The 24,938-nt window shown below is 31.9% G+C and carries 25 protein-coding genes and 2 pseudogenes; 18 read left to right on the top strand and 9 right to left on the bottom strand.

Annotated features, from left to right (window positions below; translation table 11 throughout):
- Nucleotides 1-2 precede the first annotated feature (2 nt).
- Together STRUR_RS12185 and STRUR_RS12180 are read left to right on the top strand one after the other, a co-directional pair.
- Nucleotides 3-814 (top strand): annotated as a pseudogene (locus tag STRUR_RS12185) (serine hydrolase); the annotation flags it as partial.
- Between the two features lie 12 nt (nt 815-826).
- Nucleotides 827-1,318, top strand: a complete 492-nt coding sequence (locus tag STRUR_RS12180) for a DUF1958 domain-containing protein (RefSeq protein ID WP_502620579.1) — start codon at nt 827-829, stop codon at nt 1,316-1,318.
- An 8-nt stretch (nt 1,319-1,326) separates the two neighbouring features.
- Here STRUR_RS12180 and STRUR_RS05505 read toward each other — a convergent pair whose 3' ends face one another.
- Complete coding sequence (locus STRUR_RS05505; protein WP_006740070.1) at nt 1,327-2,211, bottom strand: LysR family transcriptional regulator; 885 nt, start codon at nt 2,209-2,211, stop codon at nt 1,327-1,329.
- A gap of 192 nt (nt 2,212-2,403) precedes the next feature.
- On the opposite strand from STRUR_RS05505, the gene STRUR_RS05500 reads away from it, so the two are divergent.
- From STRUR_RS05500 to trmFO, 5 genes are all read left to right on the top strand, one after another.
- Nucleotides 2,404-3,462, top strand: coding sequence for a PTS sugar transporter subunit IIC (locus STRUR_RS05500; protein WP_006738657.1), 1,059 nt, complete (start codon nt 2,404-2,406; stop codon nt 3,460-3,462).
- A gap of 15 nt (nt 3,463-3,477) precedes the next feature.
- Nucleotides 3,478-4,470: a D-2-hydroxyacid dehydrogenase gene (locus tag STRUR_RS05495; RefSeq protein ID WP_006739063.1), complete on the top strand. Its 993-nt coding sequence runs from the start codon at nt 3,478-3,480 to the stop codon at nt 4,468-4,470.
- 106 nt (nt 4,471-4,576) lie between these two features.
- Nucleotides 4,577-5,221, top strand: coding sequence for a SatD family protein (locus tag STRUR_RS05490; protein WP_006739296.1), 645 nt, complete (start codon nt 4,577-4,579; stop codon nt 5,219-5,221).
- A gap of 16 nt (nt 5,222-5,237) precedes the next feature.
- The gene (locus STRUR_RS05485; protein ID WP_006739733.1) at nt 5,238-5,954 is read left to right on the top strand and encodes a DUF3307 domain-containing protein; all 717 of its coding nucleotides are present in this window, start codon (nt 5,238-5,240) and stop codon (nt 5,952-5,954) included.
- 134 nt (nt 5,955-6,088) lie between these two features.
- Nucleotides 6,089-7,423: a methylenetetrahydrofolate--tRNA-(uracil(54)-C(5))-methyltransferase (FADH(2)-oxidizing) TrmFO gene (trmFO, locus tag STRUR_RS05480; RefSeq protein ID WP_006740113.1), complete on the top strand. Its 1,335-nt coding sequence runs from the start codon at nt 6,089-6,091 to the stop codon at nt 7,421-7,423.
- An 18-nt stretch (nt 7,424-7,441) separates the two neighbouring features.
- Here the strand turns inward: trmFO and STRUR_RS05475 are convergent.
- Nucleotides 7,442-7,879, bottom strand: a pseudogene (locus tag STRUR_RS05475) (PASTA domain-containing protein).
- 333 nt (nt 7,880-8,212) lie between these two features.
- On the opposite strand from STRUR_RS05475, the gene STRUR_RS05470 reads away from it, so the two are divergent.
- From STRUR_RS05470 to xerS, 10 genes are all read left to right on the top strand, one after another.
- Entirely contained in the window at nt 8,213-8,965 is a 753-nt protein-coding gene (locus tag STRUR_RS05470) for an ABC transporter ATP-binding protein (RefSeq protein WP_006739081.1), read from the top strand.
- Between the two features lies 1 nt (nt 8,966).
- Entirely contained in the window at nt 8,967-10,931 is a 1,965-nt protein-coding gene (locus tag STRUR_RS05465; RefSeq protein WP_006738775.1) for an ABC transporter permease, read from the top strand.
- Nucleotides 10,932-10,974: 43 nt separating this feature from the next.
- Complete coding sequence (locus STRUR_RS05460; protein ID WP_006740080.1) at nt 10,975-11,640, top strand: response regulator transcription factor; 666 nt, start codon at nt 10,975-10,977, stop codon at nt 11,638-11,640.
- Entirely contained in the window at nt 11,637-12,578 is a 942-nt protein-coding gene (locus tag STRUR_RS05455; RefSeq protein WP_006740537.1) for a sensor histidine kinase, read from the top strand. The genes STRUR_RS05460 and STRUR_RS05455 overlap by 4 nt, the downstream gene beginning before the upstream one ends.
- 94 nt (nt 12,579-12,672) lie before the next feature.
- The gene (locus STRUR_RS05450) at nt 12,673-13,359 is read left to right on the top strand and encodes a LexA family transcriptional regulator (RefSeq protein WP_006739575.1); all 687 of its coding nucleotides are present in this window, start codon (nt 12,673-12,675) and stop codon (nt 13,357-13,359) included.
- A gap of 6 nt (nt 13,360-13,365) precedes the next feature.
- Entirely contained in the window at nt 13,366-14,778 is a 1,413-nt protein-coding gene (locus tag STRUR_RS05445; protein WP_006740019.1) for a Y-family DNA polymerase, read from the top strand.
- Nucleotides 14,775-15,131 (top strand): hypothetical protein, encoded by a 357-nt coding sequence (locus tag STRUR_RS05440; protein ID WP_006738864.1) that lies wholly within the window; start codon nt 14,775-14,777, stop codon nt 15,129-15,131. Before STRUR_RS05445 ends, STRUR_RS05440 begins: the two co-directional genes overlap by 4 nt.
- A 10-nt stretch (nt 15,132-15,141) precedes the next feature.
- The gene (locus STRUR_RS05435; RefSeq protein ID WP_006739359.1) at nt 15,142-15,441 is read left to right on the top strand and encodes a DUF5960 family protein; all 300 of its coding nucleotides are present in this window, start codon (nt 15,142-15,144) and stop codon (nt 15,439-15,441) included.
- 224 nt (nt 15,442-15,665) lie between these two features.
- On the top strand, nt 15,666-16,466 hold the full coding sequence (locus STRUR_RS05430; RefSeq protein WP_006739144.1) for a hypothetical protein: 801 nt from the start codon (nt 15,666-15,668) through the stop codon (nt 16,464-16,466).
- A 215-nt stretch (nt 16,467-16,681) separates the two neighbouring features.
- A complete protein-coding gene (xerS, locus tag STRUR_RS05425) occupies nt 16,682-17,752 on the top strand; it encodes a tyrosine recombinase XerS (RefSeq protein ID WP_006739652.1) in 1,071 nt (356 codons plus the stop codon).
- Between the two features lie 17 nt (nt 17,753-17,769).
- Here the strand turns inward: xerS and STRUR_RS05420 are convergent, their stop codons facing one another.
- The 5 genes from STRUR_RS05420 to STRUR_RS05400 all read right to left on the bottom strand — a co-directional run bounded on the left by STRUR_RS05420 (nt 17,770) and on the right by STRUR_RS05400 (nt 22,499).
- Entirely contained in the window at nt 17,770-18,180 is a 411-nt protein-coding gene (locus tag STRUR_RS05420; protein WP_233417806.1) for a YkvA family protein, read from the bottom strand.
- A gap of 53 nt (nt 18,181-18,233) precedes the next feature.
- A complete protein-coding gene (ffh, locus tag STRUR_RS05415; RefSeq protein ID WP_006740281.1) occupies nt 18,234-19,787 on the bottom strand; it encodes a signal recognition particle protein in 1,554 nt (517 codons plus the stop codon).
- Nucleotides 19,788-19,841: 54 nt separating this feature from the next.
- Nucleotides 19,842-20,174, bottom strand: coding sequence for a putative DNA-binding protein (locus tag STRUR_RS05410; protein WP_006739357.1), 333 nt, complete (start codon nt 20,172-20,174; stop codon nt 19,842-19,844).
- 85 nt (nt 20,175-20,259) lie between these two features.
- Complete coding sequence (locus STRUR_RS05405; protein WP_006738877.1) at nt 20,260-20,958, bottom strand: GntR family transcriptional regulator; 699 nt, start codon at nt 20,956-20,958, stop codon at nt 20,260-20,262.
- Nucleotides 20,959-21,014: 56 nt separating this feature from the next.
- Complete coding sequence (locus STRUR_RS05400; protein WP_006740535.1) at nt 21,015-22,499, bottom strand: hypothetical protein; 1,485 nt, start codon at nt 22,497-22,499, stop codon at nt 21,015-21,017.
- Nucleotides 22,500-22,674: 175 nt separating this feature from the next.
- On the opposite strand from STRUR_RS05400, the gene guaA reads away from it, so the two are divergent.
- Nucleotides 22,675-24,237 (top strand): glutamine-hydrolyzing GMP synthase, encoded by a 1,563-nt coding sequence (gene guaA / locus STRUR_RS05395; protein WP_006738965.1) that lies wholly within the window; start codon nt 22,675-22,677, stop codon nt 24,235-24,237.
- Nucleotides 24,238-24,287: 50 nt separating this feature from the next.
- Here the strand turns inward: guaA and STRUR_RS05390 are convergent, their stop codons facing one another.
- Both STRUR_RS05390 and STRUR_RS05385 read right to left on the bottom strand, forming a co-directional pair.
- Nucleotides 24,288-24,512, bottom strand: a complete 225-nt coding sequence (locus tag STRUR_RS05390; RefSeq protein ID WP_006738552.1) for a DUF4649 family protein — start codon at nt 24,510-24,512, stop codon at nt 24,288-24,290.
- 9 nt (nt 24,513-24,521) lie between these two features.
- A complete protein-coding gene (locus STRUR_RS05385) occupies nt 24,522-24,878 on the bottom strand; it encodes a DUF2200 family protein (RefSeq protein WP_006740215.1) in 357 nt (118 codons plus the stop codon).
- Nucleotides 24,879-24,938 lie beyond the last annotated feature (60 nt).

The raw sequence follows: 24,938 nt of genomic DNA, 5'->3' as shown, positions 1-24,938 counted from the left end.
TAATGATTATAAAACGATTTTTTAGTTGTATTTTTTTATCACTTATCTTCTTTTCAGATAGTGTTCATGCAGATGATGTTATGTCTATTACAAGTCATTATGCTTTTCCTGTAGTAGAGCAGTACAGACCAAAATCGGCTCTTGTAATTGATGCTGATACTGGTCAGATTTTATATGATTATCAAAGTAATATAAAGCATGATCCTGCAAGTATTAGTAAATTGATGACAATCTATTTGGTTATGGAAGCGATAAAACAAGAAAAATCAGTACACAAACTCAAGTAATCGCCAGTACAAATGATCAGAAAATAGCTTCAATCCATGCTTTAAGTAATAATCGTATTGTAGTGGGACATTCTTACACTATTTCTGATTTGATAACAATGGCATTGGTTCCATCTTCCAATGTTGCCACAATAATGTTAGCAAATTTAATATCACCTGATAATCCTGATCAGTTTCTTGACAAAATGAATCAGAAATCTAAAGATTTGGGCATGACAAAAACGAAATGGTTTAATGCAAGTGGAGCAGAAGCTAGCTCTTTTGAAGGTTTATATAATCCAAAAAGATATGACAAAAATGCTTTTAATGAAACAACAGCAAAAGACTTGGCAATTTTATCATTTCACTTACTTAAAAATTTTCCTGATATCATAACATATACCAAAAATACAAGTGTAACGGTTTTACCTGGTACAGCTTTTCAAGAAACATTTCATGGTTATAATCATTCACTGCCTGGTGACAAGTATGGAATGATAGGGATTGATGGTTTAAAAACAGGTTCTAGTCCTCATGCTGCATATAACTATGTTGCGACTATTAAACGTGGACCACATAGGTTAATCGAAGTTGTATTAGGTGTAAGCAATTGGGATGATGATGAGGGAGAATTTTTAAGACATCCGATAGGAAATGCATTATTTGAATACAGTCTTCAAAATTACCAATTTAAAAATTGGATTCCTAAAGGTAAACACATTATTAATGGAAAAACCTATCTCGTTCATCAAGATTATTTTTTTAGTATTAAAAATGGTCAAAAACCGCAATACGAAATTAAAAATGATTATCTTAAAGTGATAAATGCACCAGATCTTATCTCACCAATCATAAAAAATCATGTTAAAGTAAGGTTAGTAAAAGACAATAAAAAGTTACCAAAAAGAAATTCTCATTTTTTTCATTGGATGTTATTGAAAGAAAAGAAGTTTCCCGTTATTTTCTCTCTTTTTATTATCTTAGTTGTATCCTTTATTATTATTTTTGAGAAAAACGAACAGAAGAAACGTCATAAAAAAAGTAGGTCATAACCTACTTTTTAATTAGTTTTGATTAATTGTAATAAATCTTCTACAACTGGTGTAAAAATTGTGTCATGACGATAAGCTATCCCTATTGGGTAAAAATCATTTTTATCTTGTAAATCAATCCAAGTTAATCCGTCAACTTTACTTAAAGTTTGAAATTCCTTTGGTAATAATGTGACTGCTCCAAGGTTAGTTAAACTATGCAGTAGTATCTCCCAATCGCTGTGCTTGAAAACAATGTTAGGTTCAAAACCCAATGCTCGACATCGTCTTGGAAGCATTTCTCCTAACATATAGTGCTCTGTTAAAGAAGCAATCTTTGTTCCTTTAAGATTAGCTAAATGAATGGACTCTTTACTAGATAATGGATGGTCACTAGGGGCAACGACACTAACTTGATAACCATTTGTTGAGGTATTTAGAGGTTCAATTTTGATATTGGGATTGATAATGGGAAATGAGAGTAATCCGATATCAATTTTTCCTTCTGATAAAAGGTCTTGTAATTTTCGTGAACCTTCTTGAATCAAGGTAACTTCAACATTTGCATGAGTTGCAATAAATGCTGATATTTGAGTCATGAATTGAATCGCAAAAAGAGATGTTAAGCCAAGTCTAATAACTTCTTTATCTTCATGATTTATCTTTTGTATCTCAGAAACGATTTGGTTAAAGTCAGAAACCAACTGGCTTCCTCTTGAATACAAGATATCTCCGGCTTCAGTTAAAATAAGCTGACGCCCATTTTGATTAAACAAAGTAGTATTCAGTTCCATTTCTAACTTTTTAATACTTTGTGACAAAGTGGGTTGTGTCACAAAAAGACTTTTCGCAGCATGGGAGTAGTTTTTTGTGTCTGCAACAGCTAAGAAATAATTTAATTGTCTGATATCCATCTCTAATTTCCTTTACTATATAGATAGTATAGCATAAAAAAGATTAACTTAAAGGTCAATATTGTGAAAAAAACTTCAAACTATTATCATTTTTTATACTACTATAAATTTTAACAATTTTTCATTTGAAAATGATTATGGTATAGTCTATATAGTTAGTGAAATCACAAACAAAATATTAAGGAGTTTTTTATGTCAGATACAAATATCAAACAAAGTCCCAAAAGCTTTATCATGAATATTTTAAATGGTTTAGCGATGGGAACAGTTGTTGTTTTAATACCTGGTGCTATTTTAGGTGAATTAATGAAAGCACTCTTACCAATGTGGAGTGGTTTTGGGACTTTAATTGCGGCAACATCCATTGCAAATACAATGATGGGACTTGTTATCGGAATTTTTATTGGTCAAAACTTTAAATTTAATCCTATTCAAGCTGCATCATTAGGGTTAGCTGTTATGTTTGCAGGCGGGTCACCTTTATTTCATAATGGTACTATCAGCATGCAAGGTACTGGTGATATTATCAATATGGGACTTACTGCAGCACTTGGTGTATTGTTGATTCAATTTTTAGCTGATAAAACAAAATCATTCACATTAATTGTGATACCAACAGTAACACTTTTACTCGTTGGAGGTGTTGGACGATTTATTTTACCATATGTAAAAATGATTACAACAATGATTGGTCAAGGAATCGCATCATTGCTTGGATTACAACCTATTTTAATGTCCTTGTTGATTGCTGTGATTTTCTGTTTCTTAATTGTTTCACCAATTACAACAGTAGGTATTGCTTTAGCCATCAGTCTTTCAGGTGTAGGTTCAGGTGCTGCTAATTTAGGAATATGTGCAGCCAGTTTTGGTCTTTGTATGGCAGGTTGGTCTGTTAATTCAAAAGGAACTTCGTTAGCTCATGTCTTAGGTTCTCCAAAAATTTCGATGGCTAATGTTCTTTCAAAACCAAAAATAATGCTACCTATGCTTTGTTCTGCTAGTATCATGGGAATTCTAGGTGCTCTTTTCAATATTCAAGGAACACCAGCTAGTGCAGGTTTTGGCATTAGTGGTTTAATTGGACCAATTAACGCTTTAAATTTGGCTAAAGGTGGTTGGTCATTTGGTAATATTATCATTATTATAGTACTTTTTGTGCTAGCACCAATTGTTCTGAATGCCATTTTTAATTATTTGTTTATTCATGTTTTTAAATTGATTGATACGACAGATTATAAATTAGATGTCTAGAAAGTTGTGAGTTTTTTGAAATTAAAAGTATATAATGTAAGAGATGAAGAAGTTGAGTTAATTAATCATTGGTCAAGTCAAAATAATATTGATGTTATTATGACACCTGAAGCATTAACCCTTGATACTCTTTCTGATTTAGCGGATTGTGATGGTATTGTCAATTCTCAAGTGGGACCACTGGATAAAGCAGTGTATGCTGAGTTAGAAAATCTAGGTATAAAACAAATTGCACAACGAAGTGCAGGAGTGGATATGTATGATTTAGAAGAAGCTTCAAAACATCATATTGTTATTTCAAATGTCCCTAGTTATTCTCCAGAATCAATTGCTGAATTTACTGTCACAATTGCTTTAAATTTAATTCGAAAGGTTAGGGAAATCCAAGAACAAATTGAAAAACACAATTTTTCTTGGACACTTCCTATTCGTGGTCGTGTCCTTGGAGATATGACAGTGGGTATCATTGGCACAGGTAGAATCGGTCAAGCAACTGCAAAAATATTTAAAGGATTTGGCTGTCGTGTTATTGGTTTTGACCTTTATCCCTCTTCTTTGATGGATGGGGTTCTTGAATATCAAGATTCTGTTGAAGATATTTTAAAACAATCAGATGTGATCTCACTTCATATGCCACCTTCTGCTGATAATTATCATCTTTTGAATGAAAAAACATTTTCTCTATTGAAGAAAGATGCTATTTTACTTAATATGGCTAGAGGTGCTCTAATTGATACGGAAGCTTTATTATCTGCTCTTGATAAGGATCAGTTAGCTGGAGCAGGAATTGATACTTACGAATTTGAAGGCCCTTATATTCCTAAAAATCTTTCTGATCAAAAGCTCAACGATCCCGTATTCAAAGCTTTGTTAGATCATCCCAAAGTTATTTATACCAATCATATTGCTTATTATACTGATGAAGCAGTAAAAAATCTAATTGAAAGTGCTTTGAATGCTTCTGTTGATGTGATCAATACTGGAACTACAGACACACGAGTAAACTAAAAATAAAAAGTCTATTATAAATACATATTCGTAAATTGTCTATTATAATAGACTTTTTTTGTTTTTTCTGTTATAATAGAAAAAACAAAAAGGATTGGTTTACTTTATGTACTTTGCTATTATAGGTGATATCATTAATTCTAAAAAGATACAGGATAGAGAAGCTTTTCAACAGCGATTAAATGATGTTTTAGATCAACTAAATACAGATTATCGAGATGTCATTGCTTCCCAATTTTTTATAACTCTTGGGGATGAATTTCAAGCTATTCTACATAGAACAGCACCAGTTTTCCAAATTATTGATGTCTTAATAAGTCGTTTGTCTCCAATATCAGTTCGTTTTGGTTTAGGATTTGGTGATATTAAAACTAGTATCAACCCTGAAATGAGTATTGGTGCCGATGGCCCTGCATTTTGGTACGCTAGAGAAGCCATAGTAGAATTACATCAAAAAAATGATTATGGGGATACACTTCTAACTTTTAAATCGGAAAATATGAAAAAAAATCAAGTTATGAATGCCTTGATTTCCTCTGGAGATGCAATAAAGGCAAGTTGGAGAGCGAGCCAAATGGAAGTCTTTAATGGTTTATTAGAACTTGGTATCTACGATGAACATTTTGATCATCAACAATTGGCTAATAAACTTTCTATAAATCCAAGTGCTCTTTCTAAGCGACTTAAAAGTAGCCATTTAAAAGTTTATCTCAGAAGTCGAAAATTAGCTCAAAATTTTGCTGTGTCCTAAAAGAAGGAGTTTACGAATGACAGAACTATCGTCACTACATTTATATTCACATCCTTTATTAACAGCTTTATTAATTTGTCATTTTTTGTCTGACTATCAGTTGCAATCTCAAAAGATTGCTGATTTTAAAAATAAAGACTGGTCATTTTTTATCAAACATATGTATGGTGTTGCATTTCCTTTACTAATATTAATGCTATTTAATCCTAAGTTTTGGATCATTTTTGTGATTATTTTTCTAAGTCATGCGCTTATTGACTTTTTGAAGCCATATTTGATTAAGTGGTTTCAATTGACTCAAAATCTTAGTTTTTTAATTGATCAGTTTCTTCATTTATTTGTTATTGTCATAGTTAGTCATTTTGATATTGAAGATGCTTTTCAACTTCCAATCTCAACACATAGTCTAACAATTATATTATTCCTAGTATTGATTACAAAACCTTCCAATATCAGTTTTAAAATTTTATTTGGTAAGTTCCAACCTGATCAATTTGAAAAAATGGATACAATCTTGGGAGCAGGAGCAATAATTGGCATTTTAGAACGTATGATTATTGGCATTTGCATTGCTATTGGTCAATTTTCTTCAATTGGTCTGGTCTTCACTGCAAAATCAATTGCTCGTTACAATAAAATTGCTGAAAGTCCATCTTTTGCAGAATACTATTTGATTGGATCACTCTTTAGTATTTTGATAGTTTTTACTAGTTATTGGATATGTTTCTTATAAGTTTTACATAATTATAATTATGTAACATTGTTTTTGTTTTCCTTTAATTCTAAATTTGGTATAATGAACAAAATAAAGTAAAAATAGAAAGATTTGTGACTGAATGTGTTGTTTGGTCAAAGAGGTATTAGTGCATGTCTCAATCTTATATCAATGTTATAGGTGCTGGTTTAGCTGGTTCTGAAGCAGCTTATCAAATTGCCAAACGTGGTATTCCCGTGAAGTTATATGAAATGCGTGGTGTTAAAGGAACACCTCAACATAAAACAGCCAATTTTGCAGAATTAGTTTGTTCAAATTCATTTCGTGGTGATAGTTTGACCAATGCTGTCGGCTTACTAAAAGAAGAAATGCGTCGATTAGATTCAATTATCATGAGATCTGGTGAGGCCCACCGTGTTCCTGCAGGTGGTGCAATGGCAGTTGATAGAGAGGGCTACTCACAGGCTGTTACTGATGAACTTGAAAAAAATCCTTTAATAGAAGTTATTAGAGATGAAATAACAGAAGTTCCAACAGATGCCATCACTATTATTGCAACAGGACCATTAACATCAGATGCTTTAGCTGAAAAAATTCATCAACTAAATGGTGGAGATGGTTTCTACTTTTATGATGCTGCCGCACCAATTATTGATAAATCAACGATTGATATGACAAAGGTTTATCTTAAATCTCGTTATGATAAAGGTGAAGCAGCCTATCTTAATTGTCCGATGACAAAAGAAGAATTTATGAATTTTCATGAAGCATTGATAACAGCAGAAGAAGCACCATTAAATTCCTTTGAAAAAGAAAAGTATTTTGAAGGTTGTATGCCAATTGAAGTAATGGCTAAAAGAGGCATAAAAACAATGTTGTATGGTCCGATGAAACCAGTTGGTCTTGAATACCCTGATGATTATCAAGGCCCTCGTGATGGCGACTATAAAACACCATATGCAGTTGTTCAACTTCGTCAAGATAATGCTGCTGGAAGTTTATATAATATTGTTGGTTTCCAAACTCATTTAAAATGGGGTGAACAAAAACGGGTTTTTCAAATGATTCCTGGTTTGGAAAATGCTGAATTTGTTCGTTACGGCGTTATGCACCGTAATTCCTATATGGATTCACCAAATCTCTTAACACAAACTTTCCAATCACGCGCAAATAAAAATCTTTTCTTTGCAGGTCAGATGACTGGCGTTGAAGGTTATGTTGAATCCGCTGCGTCAGGACTAGTGGCTGGAATTAACGCTGTTAGACTTTTTAAAGGTGAAGAAGAAGTCATATTTCCAGAAACAACGGCAATAGGAAGCTTACCTTACTATGTCACACATACTGAGAGTAAACATTTTCAACCGATGAATGTTAATTTTGGAATCATCAAAGAACTTGAAGGTCCTCGTATTAGAGATAAAAAGGAACGCTACGAAGCAGTTGCGAAACGTTCTTTAGAGGCTCTTCAACCTTATCTAAACTATTAAAAAAGTAGCTCGTGAGAGCTACTTTTTAGTTCCAAATGGTAACTTAATATGTTTAACAGATGATAGAGTATCTGCAATTTTTTGATTTCGTTCAACATTCTTTAAAGTCTTTTCATCGGCTAATAATTGACTTTGTTCAATGACAGATAGATCAACTTAATAAAGTTTGACTAAAGAGCCTTTGGGTTCTTTACTGGATGTTGGACTCATTCTAACAACTTCATTTAATTGTGCATTATGGTACTTTGCTTCTGGTTTAACTAAAATTCGAGAAACGACAAATCCTAACGTTTCAAGATGAGCTTTAGCTTCATCAACTGGTAAGTTAACCACATCATCAAGTTTAACAAGATTCATTTGTTTTTCATGTCGTTGATCCATATGTTTTTCAATAATGGGTCTGGTATTGTCAATAGTCTTATTTATGATTTCAGTAGTATCAGGAATAACTGATATTACTTTTGATACTGGTCCTAAAACTTTTTTAGTTTTCCTTTACTGCTTGCCATGACTTTTCTCCCAGTCTTTTGTTTTTCTTTATTATATCAGAAAATGAATAATTTTTAATTTTTAAAACTTACAAACTTGTAAGGTTTAAATCGTTAGTTGTAAGATTAATCATTTAGTACTCTTTTATAATAAATATATAGCTAATTGAAGAAATAACGATGTAAATATCATCATACAATATTTTAGTGTTTTAATACTAATAGATTGTGCTGATTTTTTAATTCTGTCATATTATTTTTTTGGTTATTAAATAAGATATAATATAGATAAGGAGATTTTATGTTTTTAGAAATAAATCATTTAGAAAAAGAATTTAGGACTCGTTTTTCTAAGGAAGTCACTAAAGCTCTACAAGATGTTGATTTTAAAGTTGAAAAGGGTGAGTTCATAGCCATAATGGGTGAATCTGGATCTGGGAAAACCACCTTATTAAATATTCTTGCTACCTTGGATAAACCAAATAATGGTTCTGTATATTTAAATAATATTGATATCACAAAAATTAAAGAGAGTGAATTAGCACAATTTCGTTTAAAGAATTTAGGATTCGTCTTTCAAGAATTTAACCTTTTGGACACATTGTCTGTTCGTGATAACATTTTCTTACCATTAGTTTTGGATCGTAAAGGTATAAATACTATGGAAAAAAGACTTGTTGAGATTGCTGAAAAATTGCGAATTGAAAACTTGTTAGACAAAAGACCCTTTGAACTTTCTGGTGGCCAAAAACAACGTGTCGCAATTGCTAGAAGTCTCATCACTTACCCTCAATTATTGTTAGCTGATGAGCCAACAGCAGCATTAGATTATCGTAATTCTGAAGATTTATTAAATTTATTTGAAACGATCAATTTGGATGGTCAAACCATTTTAATGGTAACCCATTCTGCGAATGCGGCTAGTCATGCCCATCGTGTTTTATTTATTAAGGATGGTCGTATTTTTCATCAAATTTATCGTGGAAACCGACAAAATCAAGAGTTTAGTAAAGAAATTTCATTAACAATGTCTGCTTTGTTAGGAGGTGAATAAGATGTTCTACCTCAAAATTGCTTGGCGAAATTGTAAAAATTCTATTTCAGTAACGCTACCTTTTGTTTTATCAAGTGTTATTTTATTTTCACTTAATGCTATTGTACTGATTATTCTATTTAGTCCAATCTCTAAATCAATGCAAGATGGTAAAATATTACTCGGACTCAGTGTCGCTGTATTATCCATTTTTAGTTTAATTATGGAAGTGTACAGCTATCGTTTTTTACTTAATCAGCGAACAAAAGAATTTGGCCTTTATAATATTTTGGGAATGACCAAAAAACAAGTAGGTCTCATATCAACATTAGAATTAGTCATTATCTATTTTTTTACAATTGTGATTGGTAGTCTTGTTTCAGCCATCTTTTCTCATGTCTTTTACCTTATTTTTGTCAATCTAATTCATTATGATCAACTAAGACTTACTTTAAGTCCATCAGCATTTATCATAACAATTCTCAGTTTTGCTTTTATTTTCTTAATTTGTGAGATAGTAGGTTTAATTAAGATCAGAAAAACGTCACCATTAATGCTTTTTCAAGAACAAGAAAAAGGGGAGAAAGAGCCAAAAGGAAATGGTTTATTAGCTTTACTATCTATTGTGGCCTTGTCTGTTGGCTATTACTTATCACTCTCATCGAAACATATAGCAGCCCTTGCTGTTCTTTACCGCTTCTTTATTGCTGTTGTTCTTGTTATTATTGGAACATATCTGTTTTACATTTCATTCATGACTTGGTATCTTAAAAAAAGACGTCAAAATAAAGCTTATTTTTATAAACCGGAACACTTCGTGTCTACATCACAAATGATTTTTAGAATGAAACAAAATGCCGTTGGTCTGGCAAATATTACTATTTTGTCCATTATGACATTTGTAACAATCGCAACAACAACCGCACTTTATTATAATACTAATAATATGGCGAGACAATTATATCCCAAAAATACTACATTAGAACTAAATATTCCTGATAAGGTGGATCCTAAAGCATACTATCAAGAGCATGTTTTTAATCAGCTTAATTTAACTCAAAAAGATTATTTATTTTATCGTAGTGAATTGATTTCGATTCCAATTACTCGACAAAAAGAGGTTCTTATTACTAAAGATGATCTCCTAAAACCTAAGTATAGTAAGATTGGGTATGTTTATCTTATGACACAAAAAGATTTTAAAGCTCTAGGTAACAAAATACCACATCTTTCAAAGAATCAAACAGCTTTTTACACTCAAAAAGGAGATAGTATTGTTAAACATTTTAATTTATTAGGAATGTCCTTTGACAACATCAAAAATCTTCAAGAAGCTAAACTTCCAGAAGTGACTAATACTTATAACCCTGGTATTTTAGTAGTTAGTGATGAAGCAGTATTAGCAAAAATTTATCATAAAGTAACCTCAGTTAGTGACCTCAATCAGGATAGCACAGGTACATACAAAGCCTATGCTAACCTGACACAAAAGCAAAGACAACTTATTTCTGACAAGAACCAGGTTATTTATGACAAAAATAAAAAAGTCATTGGTCATTTATCTTACAAATCTGATTATTTATCAAGTACTTATGCAATGACTGGCGGTTTTCTTTTCACAGGATTTTTACTTGGACTAAGTTTTATTTTAGGAACTGCTCTGATTATTTACTATAAGCAATACTCAGAAGGAATTGAAGATAAAAAGGCCTATCACATTCTACAAGAAGTTGGAATGAGTCAAAAACAAGTTAAACAAACGATTAACTCTCAAATTTTGATGGTATTTTTCATGCCAATTGCCTTAGCGATTATCCACTTTGTTATAGCTCTTACTATGCTTAAACAAATGCTATTAATTTTTGGAGTTCTTAATAGTAGTATGATTTATCTAGTTAGTGCAATAACTATATTAGTTATTATTGGTATTTATTTCTTAATTTATAGGTTAACAGGTAAAACCTATTACTCTATTATCGAAAGGTAGAAGAAGTGGCGATTTTTAGCCACTTTTTTGTTAAAATAAGAATATGATTAAAAAAGAAAAAATCTATATTATTGAAGACGATCAAACAATAGTTAGTTTACTAAAATCACATCTAAAGGAAAATTATGATGTTTATACGGTTTTAAATTTTAGAGATATTAAAAATGAAGTAGAATCACTTTCTCCAGATATTATCTTAATGGATATTGGATTGCCTTATTTTAATGGTTTTTATTGGACAAGTGAAATTAGAAAATCATTAACAGTGCCTATTATTTTTATTTCTAGTAGTAATGATGATATGGATGCTGTTATGGCTCTTAATATGGGTGGTGATGATTTTATTTCAAAACCTTTTTCATTAATGATTTTGGAAGCTAAAATTGCAGCATTATTGAGGAGAAGCCACCAATTTGCTAGTGATGATTTACAAATTGGTGGTTATCATTTAAGTCTAGACGGTATCTTTAAAAATCAAGAAGAAACAGTCACTTTATCACCTACTGAAACTAAGATTTTAGCCTTTTTAATCAGTCGTAAAGAGCAGGTTGTTTCTAAAGAAGATATTTTACAACGACTCTGGGAAAACGACAACTTTATCGATCATAATACTTTGAATGTTAATATGACTAGATTACGTAAAAAACTACAAACAATTGGCTTCAATCGTATTCATACAGTTAGAGGAGTGGGGTATCTTATTAAATGATGCGAATGTATTTTAAAGAGTATCGTATTTGGTATTTTTTATATGGTCTCTTATTTTTATCTTTTTGGATCATATTTGAGTTATTTCATGTACCAGTTTACTTTTTGATAATTAGTTTTTTATGTAATGGATTTAGCTTGACAGTCTTCTCAATTATTCAATTTCTCAGGTTTCAAAAGAAACTTAAAACGTTACAACATTTTATTTATGTTTATGAATTAGAGTCTTTTACTTTACCATCTGAAATAGCATACTTTACAATTATTCAGCAGTTGTCTCAAGAACAGGGAAATACTATTCTTGAGTATAAGACACAAGAGTCTCAAATTAATGATTTAATCAAGATGTGGTCTCATCAAATGAAAATACCACTTTCAGCTCTATCGTTGATGGCTCAAACTGAGCATTTAACGAGTAAAAATGTTCAACAACAATTGTTACAATTAGATAATCATTTGAATAACCTACTTTCCTACTTAAAATTCAATCAAAATCAAGATGATTATCGTTTTGAACAGTTTTCAATTAACTCTATTACAAAAGAAATTGTTAAAAAATATGCCACAATCTGTATTACCAAGTCACTGAGTATTTCCATTGATGGTGATTGGCTAATTACTTCAGATCGTAAATGGATGACTTTTATTTTAAATCAAATTATCGATAACGCTATTAAATATAGTATAAGAAGTAGTGATATTATCATAAAGATAGAGAATAAAAGTATTTCAATACAAGATAAAGGTATTGGAATACTAGATGAAGATATTCCGCGTTTATTTGAAGAAGGTTTTACTGGATTTAACGGACATGAACATCAAAAAGCAACTGGATTAGGATTATATATGGCTAAACAAATTGCTGATAAACTTGGCCTAAGTATTTTAATTACTAGTCAAGTTGATAAAGGAACAACTGTAACTGTTTTTCAAAGATAAAGATCTCTAAAAAACTGCATATGCAGTTTTTTAGATTGACAATTGTTAAATTTTAGAATAATATTATTTTATAAACTAACAAAAGAGGTGCTCTATGTTTTCAGATACTAAATTAAAAAAAAGACGAGAAGAACTCGGTTATAGTCAAGCAAAATTAGCAAACTTATTGGGAATATCAAGGCCTTCTTATTTTAATTGGGAAAGTGGCAAAACACAACCTAATCAAAAAAACAGAACATTATTAGCTCATATTTTGAAAGTAGATGATGCTTATTTTGAATCAGAATATGAAATTGTGGAAGTTTATAGTCAATTAAATGAGATTAATCAATCTAAGACGCTTACTTACTCTAAAGAACTTTTAAATCAGCAAAAGGTTGTTAGTGACTTTAAAGAAAAAAATCGCTTTGAGTATAAAGTCTTTGAAAAATTGTCTGCTGGTACAGGTTATACTTATTTTGGTGATGGGAATTTTGATACTGTCTTTTACGATGAAGAAATTGATCATGATTTTGCTTCTTGGGTTTTTGGAGATTCCATGGAACCGGTTTATTTAAATGGTGAAGTTGTTCTTATAAAACAAACAGGATTTGATTATGATGGTGCTATATATGCTGTTGATTGGGATGGTCAAACTTATATTAAAAAAGTTTATCGCGAAGAAGATGGCTTACGTTTGGTTTCTTTAAATAAACGTTATCCTGATAAATTTGCTCCATTTTCTGAAGACCCAAGAATTATCGGGCTTATTGTCGGAAACTTCAAACCACTAGAATCGTAATAGTTTATGGGTTTTATTGACTATTCAAGAGAGCCTCGCAGTGATATTGCATTTATTGATATGAAATCTTTTTATGCAAGCGTAGAATGTATTGAAAGGGGCTTAAATCCTCTAAGAACATCCTTGTGTGTTATGTCTCGTGGGGAAAACTCTAATGGCTTAATTCTAGCCAGTTCTCCTATGTTTAAACAAGTATTTGGGCGAAAAAATGTCGGTCGTGCTTACGATTTACCTTTTGATTTAAAAACAAGGCGATTAACACATCAATTTTTATCTGGACATACATTAAGTCAAAAAGAATGCGACCTCTTAGAGCTATGGGCAAAAAGAACCTTAATAGTTGCTCCGCGTATGGACCTTTACATTAAGAAAAATCTTGAAATTCAAACTATTTTTCAAGATTATGCTTCAGTTAAAGATATTTTACCTTATTCCATTGATGAAGGTTTTATTGATTTAACCTCTTCTTTAAATTACTTTTATGATAATCCAAAAGTTAATCGAAAACAAAAATTAAGTGCAATTGTAGAACGGATTCAGAATGACATTTTTCAAAAGACAGGAATCTACGCAGCAGCAGGATTGTCTAATGCGAATCCTCTCTTGGCTAAACTTGCTTTAGACAATGAAGCAAAAAAAACACCCAAATTACAAGCCAATTGGTCTTATGAAGATGTTGAAACCAAGGTTTGGTCAATCAAATCATTGACTGATTTTTGGGGAATTGGAAAAGCAATGGAAAAGCGTCTTCAAAAAATGGGGATTTATAGCATTAGAGAATTAGCAAATAGTAATCCTGATAATTTGAAAAAAGAGTTTGGAATCATGGGTGTTCAATTATGGTTTCATGCAAATGGTGTTGATGAAAGTAATGTTCACAAACCTTATAAGACTCATTCAAAAGGAATTGGAAACTCTCAAATTTTGCCTAGAGATTATGTGATGCAAAGTGAGATTGAATTAGTTCTTTCAGAAATGGCTGAACAGGTCGCTATCCGTTTAAGAAGATTAAAAAAACAAACTTGTAATATCAGTATTTATATTGGCTACTCTAAAACAGAGTCTGGCAAACAGCCTATTCGAGCTCAGATGAAACTGGAGCCAACACATCTTACTGATACACTAATTGATAAAGCCTTATTCTTATTTCGACAAAAGTATTCAGGTGGGGCTGTTCGACAAATTGCAGTTCGTTATAGTCATTTTGTTGATGAGAATTATAAACTCATTTCATTATTCGAAGATGTCGAAAAAACAGAGAAAATTGAGAATTTACAAGGTGCTATAGATGCTGTCAGAGACCAATTTGGTTATTTGTCACTTCAAAAAGCCAATGTTCTATTAGAAGGTTCTAGAAGGATTGAACGTAGTAAACTGATTGGTGGACATTCTGCAGGGGGATTAGATGGATTAAAATGATTGATCGTTATTATTTACCTTTTGAATCAGCAAGATATTTTCAAGATCGAGGTATGGCAAAATGGATGGGATTTTTTTTATCAGAGCATACCAGCGCTATGGATGATCATTTAACCAGTATTTCATTTCAAACAAGCTTGACGGATCAAGAACGTTATCTTTATATAAGTCAACTCTACGCTAATCAATTGATGGTTATTTTTCATTTAAAAGATGACCAGTCAAATACAGTAAATAAGGTTATAGGTAGAGTAAAAAGATTAGGGATAGATGATTTTAGTTTACAAAAAAACGATAAATCTTATCAAAATATCGCTTATAGAGATATTTTGAATATTGATATTGAAGAATAGGAGGGTGCTGATGAATTATTGGGAATTAAGCCAAAATGCCTTACAATTTGACTATTTTTCAGCAAATTATTTAAAGTTTGAAAGAGATTACTATAGATTAACTACTTATGATATCCCTTTAACCTTTATTGGTAATGATATCTTAACATCTATGGCAATGGCTCAAAGATCTTATTTTCGCCTAAATAAAGAATATGCAAGTGATAAACAAGATCATTATTTTTATTTTAAATTAAAAGATATAAAGGAAAATAAAATAATTAGAGTTTATGAATACCTTGGGCACAGCTTAAAACCGCCTAAACCATAATTTATTAATAATTAGTATTTTTTAATAAAGTTAAATTGTTGGAAAATAAAAAAATCATTTGTTGCCATAATTTCAGGGAGGATTTTAACTATGGTAACAAAGAAAAAGATGGCTGATATCGCACAATCATTTCAAGTGAATTTGACGAAAAATTAAAATTAGTACATGGGACACGAAATGGTTTTAGCTTTTACGTTCAAGATGTAATGCATAGTGGTGGCTATATGACACTTCATTTCGCAGTTTCTAAAGACAATCAAGAGCCAAAACGCGAAGATTTTAAAACGTTAAGTAAATCAACAAAGGCCCTTGGTAGTGCATTGGTTTCTGGATATCATCTTTCTTTCGATATCAAGGCACCTGGAATTGGTCCTAAAATCAATACCAGAGTAGAAGAAGCTTTGATTGCTGCCAGTGATTTTTTAGCTGAGAATGGCTACCAAAATACTGATGAAGTATCTGGTCAAGTTAGTCAAACAAGTGTTTATCAACTTTCAAACCGTTTATTACTTACGACAGAAGCCAATTTTGAACAATTTTCTTCACAATTATTAGCTGAAAAAAATGAAATGGTTAATGAAATTATTGGCCTAGGATTAGTTGGTGCATTCGTTGGTTCTTTAATTGGCGCAATTAGTATTGTCATAATCGGTCAATTAGGTTTTGTAGCAGCAATATCCGGTATTATTATGGGAATTTGTACTGTTAAAGGTTATGAATTGCTGGCTAAAAAACTCAGTTTCAAAGGAATTGTGATCTCAATCATTATGATGATTATTATGACCTATATTGGACATAAAACGAGCTTTGCCATTTCTGTAGCAAATTACTATAAAGTTGGATTTTTCAGAGCTTTCCAATCAATATCTCAACTTATTAAAGAAGGCTATATTAAAGGGAATGTTTACTATGCTGAATTATTCAAGGTTTATATCTTTACAGCGATTGGTGCAATACCAACCATTATAAATAGTTATCGTAATAATAAAATGAAATACGATGCTAGACAGTTAAGTGATAAATAGAATAAAAAATAAAACCAATCCATTGCATTGATCTTTTCTAGTCATAATGGATTGGTTTTTTGTATAGTTTTGTATAGTTAGTCATTAATTAAAGTTAAGTCTTTAAAAGGAAACCTCCAAACATCTTTCCGAAAAACTGTAATTTTCTTGAAAAACATATAAGTGTATGATACACTTATATTAATATAAAAAATAAAGAAAGTAACAATTATACGATGAGACGTGACCTATTACTGGAAAAAATTGAAGATTTAAAGACAATAATGCCATGGTTTGTCCTAGATTATTATCAATCAAAATTAACTGTTCCTTATAGTTTTACAACCCTATATGAATATCTAAAAGAATACAGACGCTTTTTTGAGTGGTTAATTGATGCTGATATATCAAAGGCTTCAAAAATTGCTGACATTGATTTATCTACTTTGGAACATCTGACCAAAAAAGATATGGAATCTTTTATATTATATCTTAGAGAAAGACCATCCTTAAATACTTATTCAACTAAACAGGGTGTCTCACAAACAACAATTAATCGGACACTTTCTGCATTATCAAGTTTGTATAAATATTTAACAGAAGAGGTTGAAGATAAAAATGGTGAGCCCTACTTCTATCGGAATGTCATGAAGAAGGTTGCTACTAAGAAAAAGAAAGAGACTTTGGCAGCAAGAGCTGAAAATATTAAACAAAAGTTATTTTTAGGTGATGAAACCATGGCTTTTTTAGATTATGTAGATCATGACTATGAGGTAAAATTATCAAATCGTGCTAAATCATCCTTTAAGAAAAATAAAGAGAGAGATTTAGCAATAATTGCCTTATTATTAGCTTCTGGTGTGCGTTTATCTGAGGCAGTCAATCTCGATATGAAAGATTTAAACTTAAACTTAATGGTTATAGATGTCACTCGAAAAGGTGGTAAACGAGATTCAGTTAATGTTGCTAACTTTGCTAAACCCTATATTGAAAACTATTTAAAAATTAGAAAATCTCGATATCATGCTGAAAAACAAGACCTGGCACTCTTTTTAACTGAATATAGAGGACTGCCTAATCGTATTGATGCATCAAGTATTGAAAAAATGGTTGCTAAATACTCTCAGGACTTTAAAATCAGAGTGACACCGCATAAATTACGACATACTCTAGCTACAAGATTATATGATGCAACTAAATCACAAGTAATGGTAAGTCATCAACTTGGTCATGCTTCTACACAGGTTACAGATCTATATACCCATATTGTCAATGATGAGCAAAAAAATGCACTGGATAAACTATAAAAAATACATAAATAAATTTATGTATTTTTTAAATTTGTCTTCCAAATATGAATCAACCAAATCACGATAATTATCCAAAATAAGATAATTGGAATGGCATAATACCAATGTTTTGGTCGTCCATTTAACCACAGTTTTTTTGACTTCATTTGTGCATCTTTCCAGACATCTTCAGGGATAAGCTTTATAAGAATAAACATTAAACCTGGCAATATAAGGATATCATCTAGATAACCAATAAATGGTATAAAATCAGGAATAAAGTCAATTGGTGAGAGCGCATAGATAACAAGAACTCCTGCTATTATTTTTGCTATGAATGGTGTTCTATTATCTTTTAATGATAAAAAAACAGCAGGTAAGTCTGATTTTATTCGTTTTACTTTTCTAAAGACACCTTTCGATTTTTTCTTTTTAATGTTCATCATACCCCTTTATTCTTGTATAAAAAATACTACTTGTTAAAGCAGTATTTATAACTTTATTTTTTACGTTTTTTCTTAGCTTTTTTAATCTTATTTGCTTGTCGTTTCATTGCTTGGTTCATAGCAAATTGCCCAACTTTACCTTTTAAACCACTACCAAACATTGAACTCATATCAGGCATACCGTTTTGTCCCATCATACCTTCTAATGCGGACATATCCATGTTATCCATATTAGGTATTCCATTAGGCATATTTTTTGGCATTTGGTTAGGATTGATTCCCATTTGTTTCATCATTTTATTCATGTCCCCAGACATCACACCTTGCATCATTTGCTTAGCTTGATTAAAGTCTTTAATAAATTTATTGACATCAACAAAACTATTTCCAGATCCATTGGCGATACGTCTACGACGACTAGGTGTTAACAATTCAGGATTTTCACGTTCAGCAGGTGTCATTGATGATACAATGGCTCTTTTTCTTGCAACTTGTTTTTCATCAACTTTAATATTTGATAATGCTGGGTTACCAGCCATACCAGGAATCATTTTTAAAAGATCTTCCATTGGTCCCATATTTTGGACTTGATCTAACTGGTCAATGAAATCGTTGAAATCAAAGGTATTTTCACGCATTTTCTCAGCCAATTCAAGAGATCTTTTTTCATCATATTCTTGACTAGCTTTTTCAATGAGTGTTAATAAATCTCCCATACCAAGAATACGACTTGACATACGATCTGGATGGAATGTTTCAATATCAGTGATTTTTTCGCCAGTACCAGTGAATTTAATTGGTTTTCCTGTAATTTCACGGATGGATAGCGCTGCACCACCACGTGTATCACCGTCAATTTTGGTAAGAACAACTCCTGTAATATCAAGTTGATTGTTAAACTCACGCGCGACGTTGGCCGCTTCTTGACCAATCATACTATCAACGACTAATAGGATTTCATTTGGTTGAGCAATCGATTTAACATCATGTAATTCAGCCATTAATGTTTCATCAATCTGAAGTCGACCAGCAGTATCAATTAAAACATAATCATTACGGTCTTCTCTTGCTTTTTCTAAACCCTTAGTAACGATTTCTACTGCTGAATGATCAGTCCCCATATCAAAAACAGGAACTTGTATTTGTTGTCCAAGTGTTTTTAATTGATCAATTGCCGCTGGTCTATAGATATCGGCAGCAATCATCATTGGTCGAGCATTTTCTTCTTTGATTAATTTATTGGCTAATTTACCAGCAAAAGTAGTTTTACCAGCACCTTGAAGACCAACCATCATAATAATTGTTGGTATTTTTGGACTTTTTTCAATTTCAGCGGTTTCTGAACCTAAAATACCTGTTAATTCTTCATTGACAATTTTAACTATTTGTTGTGTTGGATCAAGTGTGTCAATGATTTCATGACCAACTGCTCTTTCTCTAACACGTTTGATGAAAGTTTTGACAACAGGTAGTGCAACGTCAGCTTCTAATAATGCTAGTCTAATTTCTTTGGTAACATCTTGAACATCTTTTTCAGATAATTTTTTCTTACCACGAATATTTTTGAAGACGCCTTGTAGGCGTTCCGTTAAGCTCTCAAATGCCATTGTTTATCTATTTCCTCCGTTAGACTTTCACGTTTATGTGACTAATAAGTTTTTTTATTCTCTATTATCAATACTTGTTAAAATGGAAATTTGTTCGGTTAAAAAACTATCTTTTGCATATTTTTCTAATAATTGATCACATATTTCACTACGAACAATGTAATCAGAATACATATGTAACTTCATTTCATAGTCTTCTAATATTTTTTCAGTTCTTTTGATATTGTCATAAACCGCTTGACGACTAACTCCAAATTCCTCTGCAATCTCTGCTAAGCTATAATCATCAGCGTAATATAATTCAATATAATTCATTTGCTTATCAGTCAAAAGAGCTGCATAAAACTCAAAAAGCGCATTCATACGATTTGTTTTTTCAATTTCCATAAGCTATATTTTACCACAATACAAATAACTTTAACAGTAGAATTCTTTTAAAAAAAGCCAGAGATTACTGACTCTGACCAATACTTTAGTTATTTTCAAAATAAAACTCAAAACGGTCACCGACATATTGACTTCGAACATATTCAAAAGCTTGTCCATTATCAAAGTAAGTCACTTGTGTAAGAGCTAATAGGGCATGCCCTCTTGCAATACTTAGATAATTTGCTACGCGTTCACTTGCTGTTTTTGCATAAATGGTTTGTTGACTTTTTCCAATGATACGTCCATTTTCAGTTAACGTTTTAAAAAAATGTTCTGTCACATCAGCCTTCTTAAAACCAGAGATTACTTTCTCAGGAATTGAAGCGACTTCATAAACTAAGGGCACTTGGTCAGCATAACGAACTCTTTCCATACGAATAACATATTCTTTTTCTGATAATTGCAATTGCTTACGTTCTGTGTCGCTGGCAAGCTGACGTTGATAAGAAATGAGCTTTGTTGAAGGTTTTTTACCTTGTGAGTTAACAATTTCTGTAAAACTAGTCGTTCCTCTCATTTTTTCTTGAACTCTTTGACTAGCGACGTATGTACCACTTCCAACACGTCTTTCAAGGATACCTTCATCAACTAATAAAGTAACAGCTTGCCTCAAAGTCATGCGACTTACCTGAAATTGGTCAGCAAGATCCCGTTCACTAGGGAGCCTTACACCGATTTTCCAAAGACCTTGATCGATATCTTTTTTTATAGCATCATGAATTTTGAGATAAGCTGGTAACATAAACCCCTCCTAGGTACTGATAAGAATAGTTTAGCACATTTTGATTGATTTTAGTTCTAATTGATAAAATTATTGGAAAGAATTTCTCCTGATTTTTTTGGAAAGTGAATTGGCTTCATAACCCAAAGATTTTTACTTTGTGAGTAGCGTGATACTAGAGTATTATTGAAAATATTTCCTGTAATAATTGCTTTTCCGACAAGTGAAGAATGCTGACCAATAGTTGCCCCATAGGCAATTATGATTCCATTTTGATCGGTATAAGGTAGAAAGCTATTATTTGATACGGTAACATTATTCGTTAGATGTTGTTCTTGATTATTTTTATAATAATTAGAATCAACTTTTCTGATAATCCCACCATCCCAAAGGGCCATACTGGATGCATCAAATTGTATAGCCTCAGCATAATAATCATGTAAATTTTGCTGAGGCGGTATGGTTTCAACAGATGTTAAATCTGGGGCATAACCGACAAACATATTACTATCAAAAGTTGCATTCTGAACACCTCCTAAATCAAAAACATGACTTCCTTTTTTGTGAACCATTGTAAAACTATTGCCAATAATAGACCAATTATCACCATGATTGGCCATTAACATAAATTGATCTCCATTTACCATATCATTTGCTGTAAAATGGAGGTTTTTCATTGTGAAATTTTTCAATCCGTCATTTGCCTTGGACCCAGTTGCTAGACCAAACCAATACGCTGTCCCCTCAACTTTAAAAGTTGTTTTACTACCTCGTAATTCTGTATTTGACGGTAAAATTTGATAATCTTTAAATGGTACATGACTACCAATTTTAAATTCGCCTTTTGGAAAATAAAGAACCCTACCAGGATGTATCTTAGCATCTTTAAAAGCTTTTCTTAAGATAGCATTGTTTGTTTTTGCGCTATTGTTTTCTTTTAAAGGAACATGATAAACACTTGTTAAATCTTGTTCAGCAATATGTGATAATTGTTTCTCTTGATCCATTAGAGTGAGATTGTACTGGTAACCACCATCAGCATTTTTATGGTTAAAAGAAACTTTAGAAATAGTTGCTAATTGACTATGATAGGAACTAATATCTGATTGGTTTAAATCTTTTTGGGCTGACTTTGCAATTTGGATAACATTGCCAACTTGATAGAGAGGTTTTTCTGGCAATTGTAAATCAGTCTCTCTAACGGTTATCGTTTTAAATTTCTTTCCAAAAGAAATTTGATAAAGGTAATACTTTTCTTTGGAAGCTTTATTGGGAGAGTACAAATCTACTGATTTCACATAACCGATCCACTTTCTTTTCTTTGATATAGAAGTATTGGCAAAGGTTTTTGTAGCTGAAGACTTTATTTGAATTTCTTGGTCTTTTTTGTAAAGTGACGGTTCTTGTTTTGTAAAAAAGGATGAAAAATCAACAGTATCTATGATATTTTTAAGGCCTCCTGAAGAGACTACTAATGAGAGTGTCATTAAAATTAATACCCCAATCACTACTAGTTCTCTTAATCTAAAAAGCCCCTTTCTTTTTTTTGACTTACTTGTCACTACTACTTTCTCCACATTTTCTATACTTAAAATGACTCAGTTGTCATTGTATCATAAAAAGAAAGTTTCATTAAGCTTTTTTGAGAGAATTTCTAATGCTAAATCAGTTAAATTATGCTATAATAATAGGGATAACTCTTGGTCAAAAATGATTAGGAGAAAAGAAAGGATAGTAATGACTGACATAACGACACTTAATGATGTTCAAAAAATCATTGTTTTAGACTATGGTAGCCAATACAATCAGTTGATTGCACGTCGTATACGTGAATTTGGTGTTTTTTCAGAATTAAAAAGCCATAAAATTTCTGCTCAAGAAATTAAAGAGATAAACCCTATTGGGATTGTCCTATCAGGTGGTCCTAACTCTGTATATGCAGAAAATGCTTTCGGTATTGATGAAGCTATCTTTGATCTTGGTATTCCTATTCTTGGTATTTGTTACGGAATGCAATTAATCACCTATAAACTAGGTGGGAAAGTCCTACCTGCTGGTCAAGCTGGCAATCGCGAATATGGGCAATCAACACTACGTTTAAAAACAAAATCTGATTTATTTGCCAATACACCTGAAGAACAATTGGTTTTAATGAGTCATGGTGATGCGGTTACTGAAATTCCTGAAGGCTTTGAATTAATAGGGGATTCAGTTGACTGTCCTTTTGCAGCTATGCAAAATACTAAAAAACAATTTTACGGTATCCAATTTCATCCAGAAGTACGTCACTCTGAATATGGCAATGATATTCTAAGAAACTTTGCGGTTACTATTTGTGGTGCGCGTGGTGATTGGTCAATGGATAACTTCATTGACATGCAAGTTGAAACGATACGTCAACAAGTTGGTGATCGAAAAGTTCTACTTGGCCTTTCTGGTGGTGTCGATTCGTCAGTTGTTGGAGTTCTACTTCAACGTGCCCTAGGTGATCAATTAACTTGTATTTTTGTTGATCATGGACTTCTACGTAAAGACGAAGGCGATCAAGTTATGGGTATGCTTGGCGGTAAATTTGGACTGAATATTATACGAGTTGACGCGTCGAAACGTTTCCTTGATTTACTGGCTGATGTTGAAGATCCTGAGAAAAAACGTAAAATTATTGGTAATGAATTTGTTTATGTTTTTGATGATGAAGCAAGTAAATTAAAAGGTGTGGATTTCTTAGCTCAAGGAACTCTATATACCGATATTATTGAATCAGGAACTGAAACTGCTCAAACGATTAAGTCTCATCATAATGTTGGTGGTCTTCCAGAAGACATGCAATTTCAACTGATTGAACCTTTAAATACATTGTTTAAAGATGAAGTTAGAGCACTTGGTATCGCACTTGGGATGCCTGAAGAAATTGTATGGCGTCAACCTTTCCCAGGTCCAGGGTTAGCTATACGTGTCATGGGAGCAATTACTGAAGAAAAATTAGAAACTGTTCGTGAATCTGATGCTATATTGCGTGAAGAAATTGCAAAAGCCGGCTTAGATCGTGATGTTTGGCAATATTTTACTGTTAATACTGGTGTTCGTTCAGTTGGAGTTATGGGTGATGGTCGGACTTATGATTATACAATCGCCATCCGTGCGATCACATCAATCGATGGAATGACGGCAGATTTTGCTCAATTACCATGGGATGTCTTGAAAAAAGTCTCAACACGTATTGTAAATGAAGTTGATCACGTCAACCGAATTGTTTATGATATTACAAGTAAACCACCAGCTACTGTGGAATGGGAATAGACATAATAAATAATAAAAAGGAAAAGACAATATTTTGTCTTTTCCTTTTTTTAGGCTTCAAATTGGGTTAAAGCAAGTTTTAACAAGAATTGATAAATATCACCATAAGGTCCTTGAAAATTTAAGTCATGTCCATTATAGACAACTTTTAACGCTTTAAAATAATCATGTATGTCATGCCAACAAGCTTGCTCAGACCGTACAAATTCGTTATAAGTATCAAAAATTACAACTTGTTCACGTTTTCCTGCATCTAAATATGTAATTTCTAGCATCATATCTCCTTAAAAATCATACTTCTCAAAAATATCTTTTAAGCTTTTACCTCTAGCTAACCAATCAACTAAACGATCAAGGCATCTGATATCTTGCATTATCGGATTCTCGATAGTCTCTATTTGAACACCACAAATTTTTCCTGTGACGTTAACCCGCTTCGGGTTTAATTCTGGTGCATTCTTAAAAAAATCACCATAGCTCATATTAGAATTCTGAATGTCTTTTATTTCTTGAAGACTATAACCCGTTAACCATGATGTTAATTGAAAAACTTCCTGAGCTGTTCTCTCTTTTCGTTCAGCTTTTGCAATAAGTGCTTCAAAAACACTCTTGAAAGACATCTGATAAATACGATGTGTCAACACAATCTCCTTCCATAAAAGAAATCTTTTAACTACTAATATCAAATTCATTTCTATTGT

The sequence above is a fragment of the Streptococcus urinalis 2285-97 genome, assembly GCF_000188055.2.
In the GTDB taxonomy this organism is placed as follows: domain Bacteria; phylum Bacillota; class Bacilli; order Lactobacillales; family Streptococcaceae; genus Streptococcus; species Streptococcus urinalis.
The sequence above is the reverse complement of the archived record's forward strand: the minus strand, read 5'-3'. Positions and strand labels throughout refer to the sequence as shown.

What these genes read in the sequence shown, in the direction of transcription:
- STRUR_RS05505 (WP_006740070.1), bottom strand. Translation starts at nt 2,211, where the DNA reads ATGGATATCAGACAATTAAATTATTTCTTAGCTGTTGCAGACACAAAA.
- STRUR_RS05500 (WP_006738657.1), top strand. Translation starts at nt 2,404, where the DNA reads ATGTCAGATACAAATATCAAACAAAGTCCCAAAAGCTTTATCATGAAT.
- STRUR_RS05490 (WP_006739296.1), top strand. Translation starts at nt 4,577, where the DNA reads ATGTACTTTGCTATTATAGGTGATATCATTAATTCTAAAAAGATACAG.
- STRUR_RS05485 (WP_006739733.1), top strand. Translation starts at nt 5,238, where the DNA reads ATGACAGAACTATCGTCACTACATTTATATTCACATCCTTTATTAACA.
- trmFO (WP_006740113.1), top strand. Translation starts at nt 6,089, where the DNA reads ATGTCTCAATCTTATATCAATGTTATAGGTGCTGGTTTAGCTGGTTCT.
- STRUR_RS05470 (WP_006739081.1), top strand. Translation starts at nt 8,213, where the DNA reads ATGTTTTTAGAAATAAATCATTTAGAAAAAGAATTTAGGACTCGTTTT.
- STRUR_RS05465 (WP_006738775.1), top strand. Translation starts at nt 8,967, where the DNA reads ATGTTCTACCTCAAAATTGCTTGGCGAAATTGTAAAAATTCTATTTCA.
- STRUR_RS05460 (WP_006740080.1), top strand. Translation starts at nt 10,975, where the DNA reads ATGATTAAAAAAGAAAAAATCTATATTATTGAAGACGATCAAACAATA.
- STRUR_RS05455 (WP_006740537.1), top strand. Translation starts at nt 11,637, where the DNA reads ATGATGCGAATGTATTTTAAAGAGTATCGTATTTGGTATTTTTTATAT.
- STRUR_RS05450 (WP_006739575.1), top strand. Translation starts at nt 12,673, where the DNA reads ATGTTTTCAGATACTAAATTAAAAAAAAGACGAGAAGAACTCGGTTAT.
- STRUR_RS05445 (WP_006740019.1), top strand. Translation starts at nt 13,366, where the DNA reads ATGGGTTTTATTGACTATTCAAGAGAGCCTCGCAGTGATATTGCATTT.
- STRUR_RS05440 (WP_006738864.1), top strand. Translation starts at nt 14,775, where the DNA reads ATGATTGATCGTTATTATTTACCTTTTGAATCAGCAAGATATTTTCAA.
- STRUR_RS05435 (WP_006739359.1), top strand. Translation starts at nt 15,142, where the DNA reads ATGAATTATTGGGAATTAAGCCAAAATGCCTTACAATTTGACTATTTT.
- STRUR_RS05430 (WP_006739144.1), top strand. Translation starts at nt 15,666, where the DNA reads ATGACACTTCATTTCGCAGTTTCTAAAGACAATCAAGAGCCAAAACGC.
- xerS (WP_006739652.1), top strand. Translation starts at nt 16,682, where the DNA reads ATGAGACGTGACCTATTACTGGAAAAAATTGAAGATTTAAAGACAATA.
- STRUR_RS05420 (WP_233417806.1), bottom strand. Translation starts at nt 18,180, where the DNA reads ATGATGAACATTAAAAAGAAAAAATCGAAAGGTGTCTTTAGAAAAGTA.
- ffh (WP_006740281.1), bottom strand. Translation starts at nt 19,787, where the DNA reads ATGGCATTTGAGAGCTTAACGGAACGCCTACAAGGCGTCTTCAAAAAT.
- STRUR_RS05410 (WP_006739357.1), bottom strand. Translation starts at nt 20,174, where the DNA reads ATGGAAATTGAAAAAACAAATCGTATGAATGCGCTTTTTGAGTTTTAT.
- STRUR_RS05405 (WP_006738877.1), bottom strand. Translation starts at nt 20,958, where the DNA reads ATGTTACCAGCTTATCTCAAAATTCATGATGCTATAAAAAAAGATATC.
- guaA (WP_006738965.1), top strand. Translation starts at nt 22,675, where the DNA reads ATGACTGACATAACGACACTTAATGATGTTCAAAAAATCATTGTTTTA.
- STRUR_RS05390 (WP_006738552.1), bottom strand. Translation starts at nt 24,512, where the DNA reads ATGCTAGAAATTACATATTTAGATGCAGGAAAACGTGAACAAGTTGTA.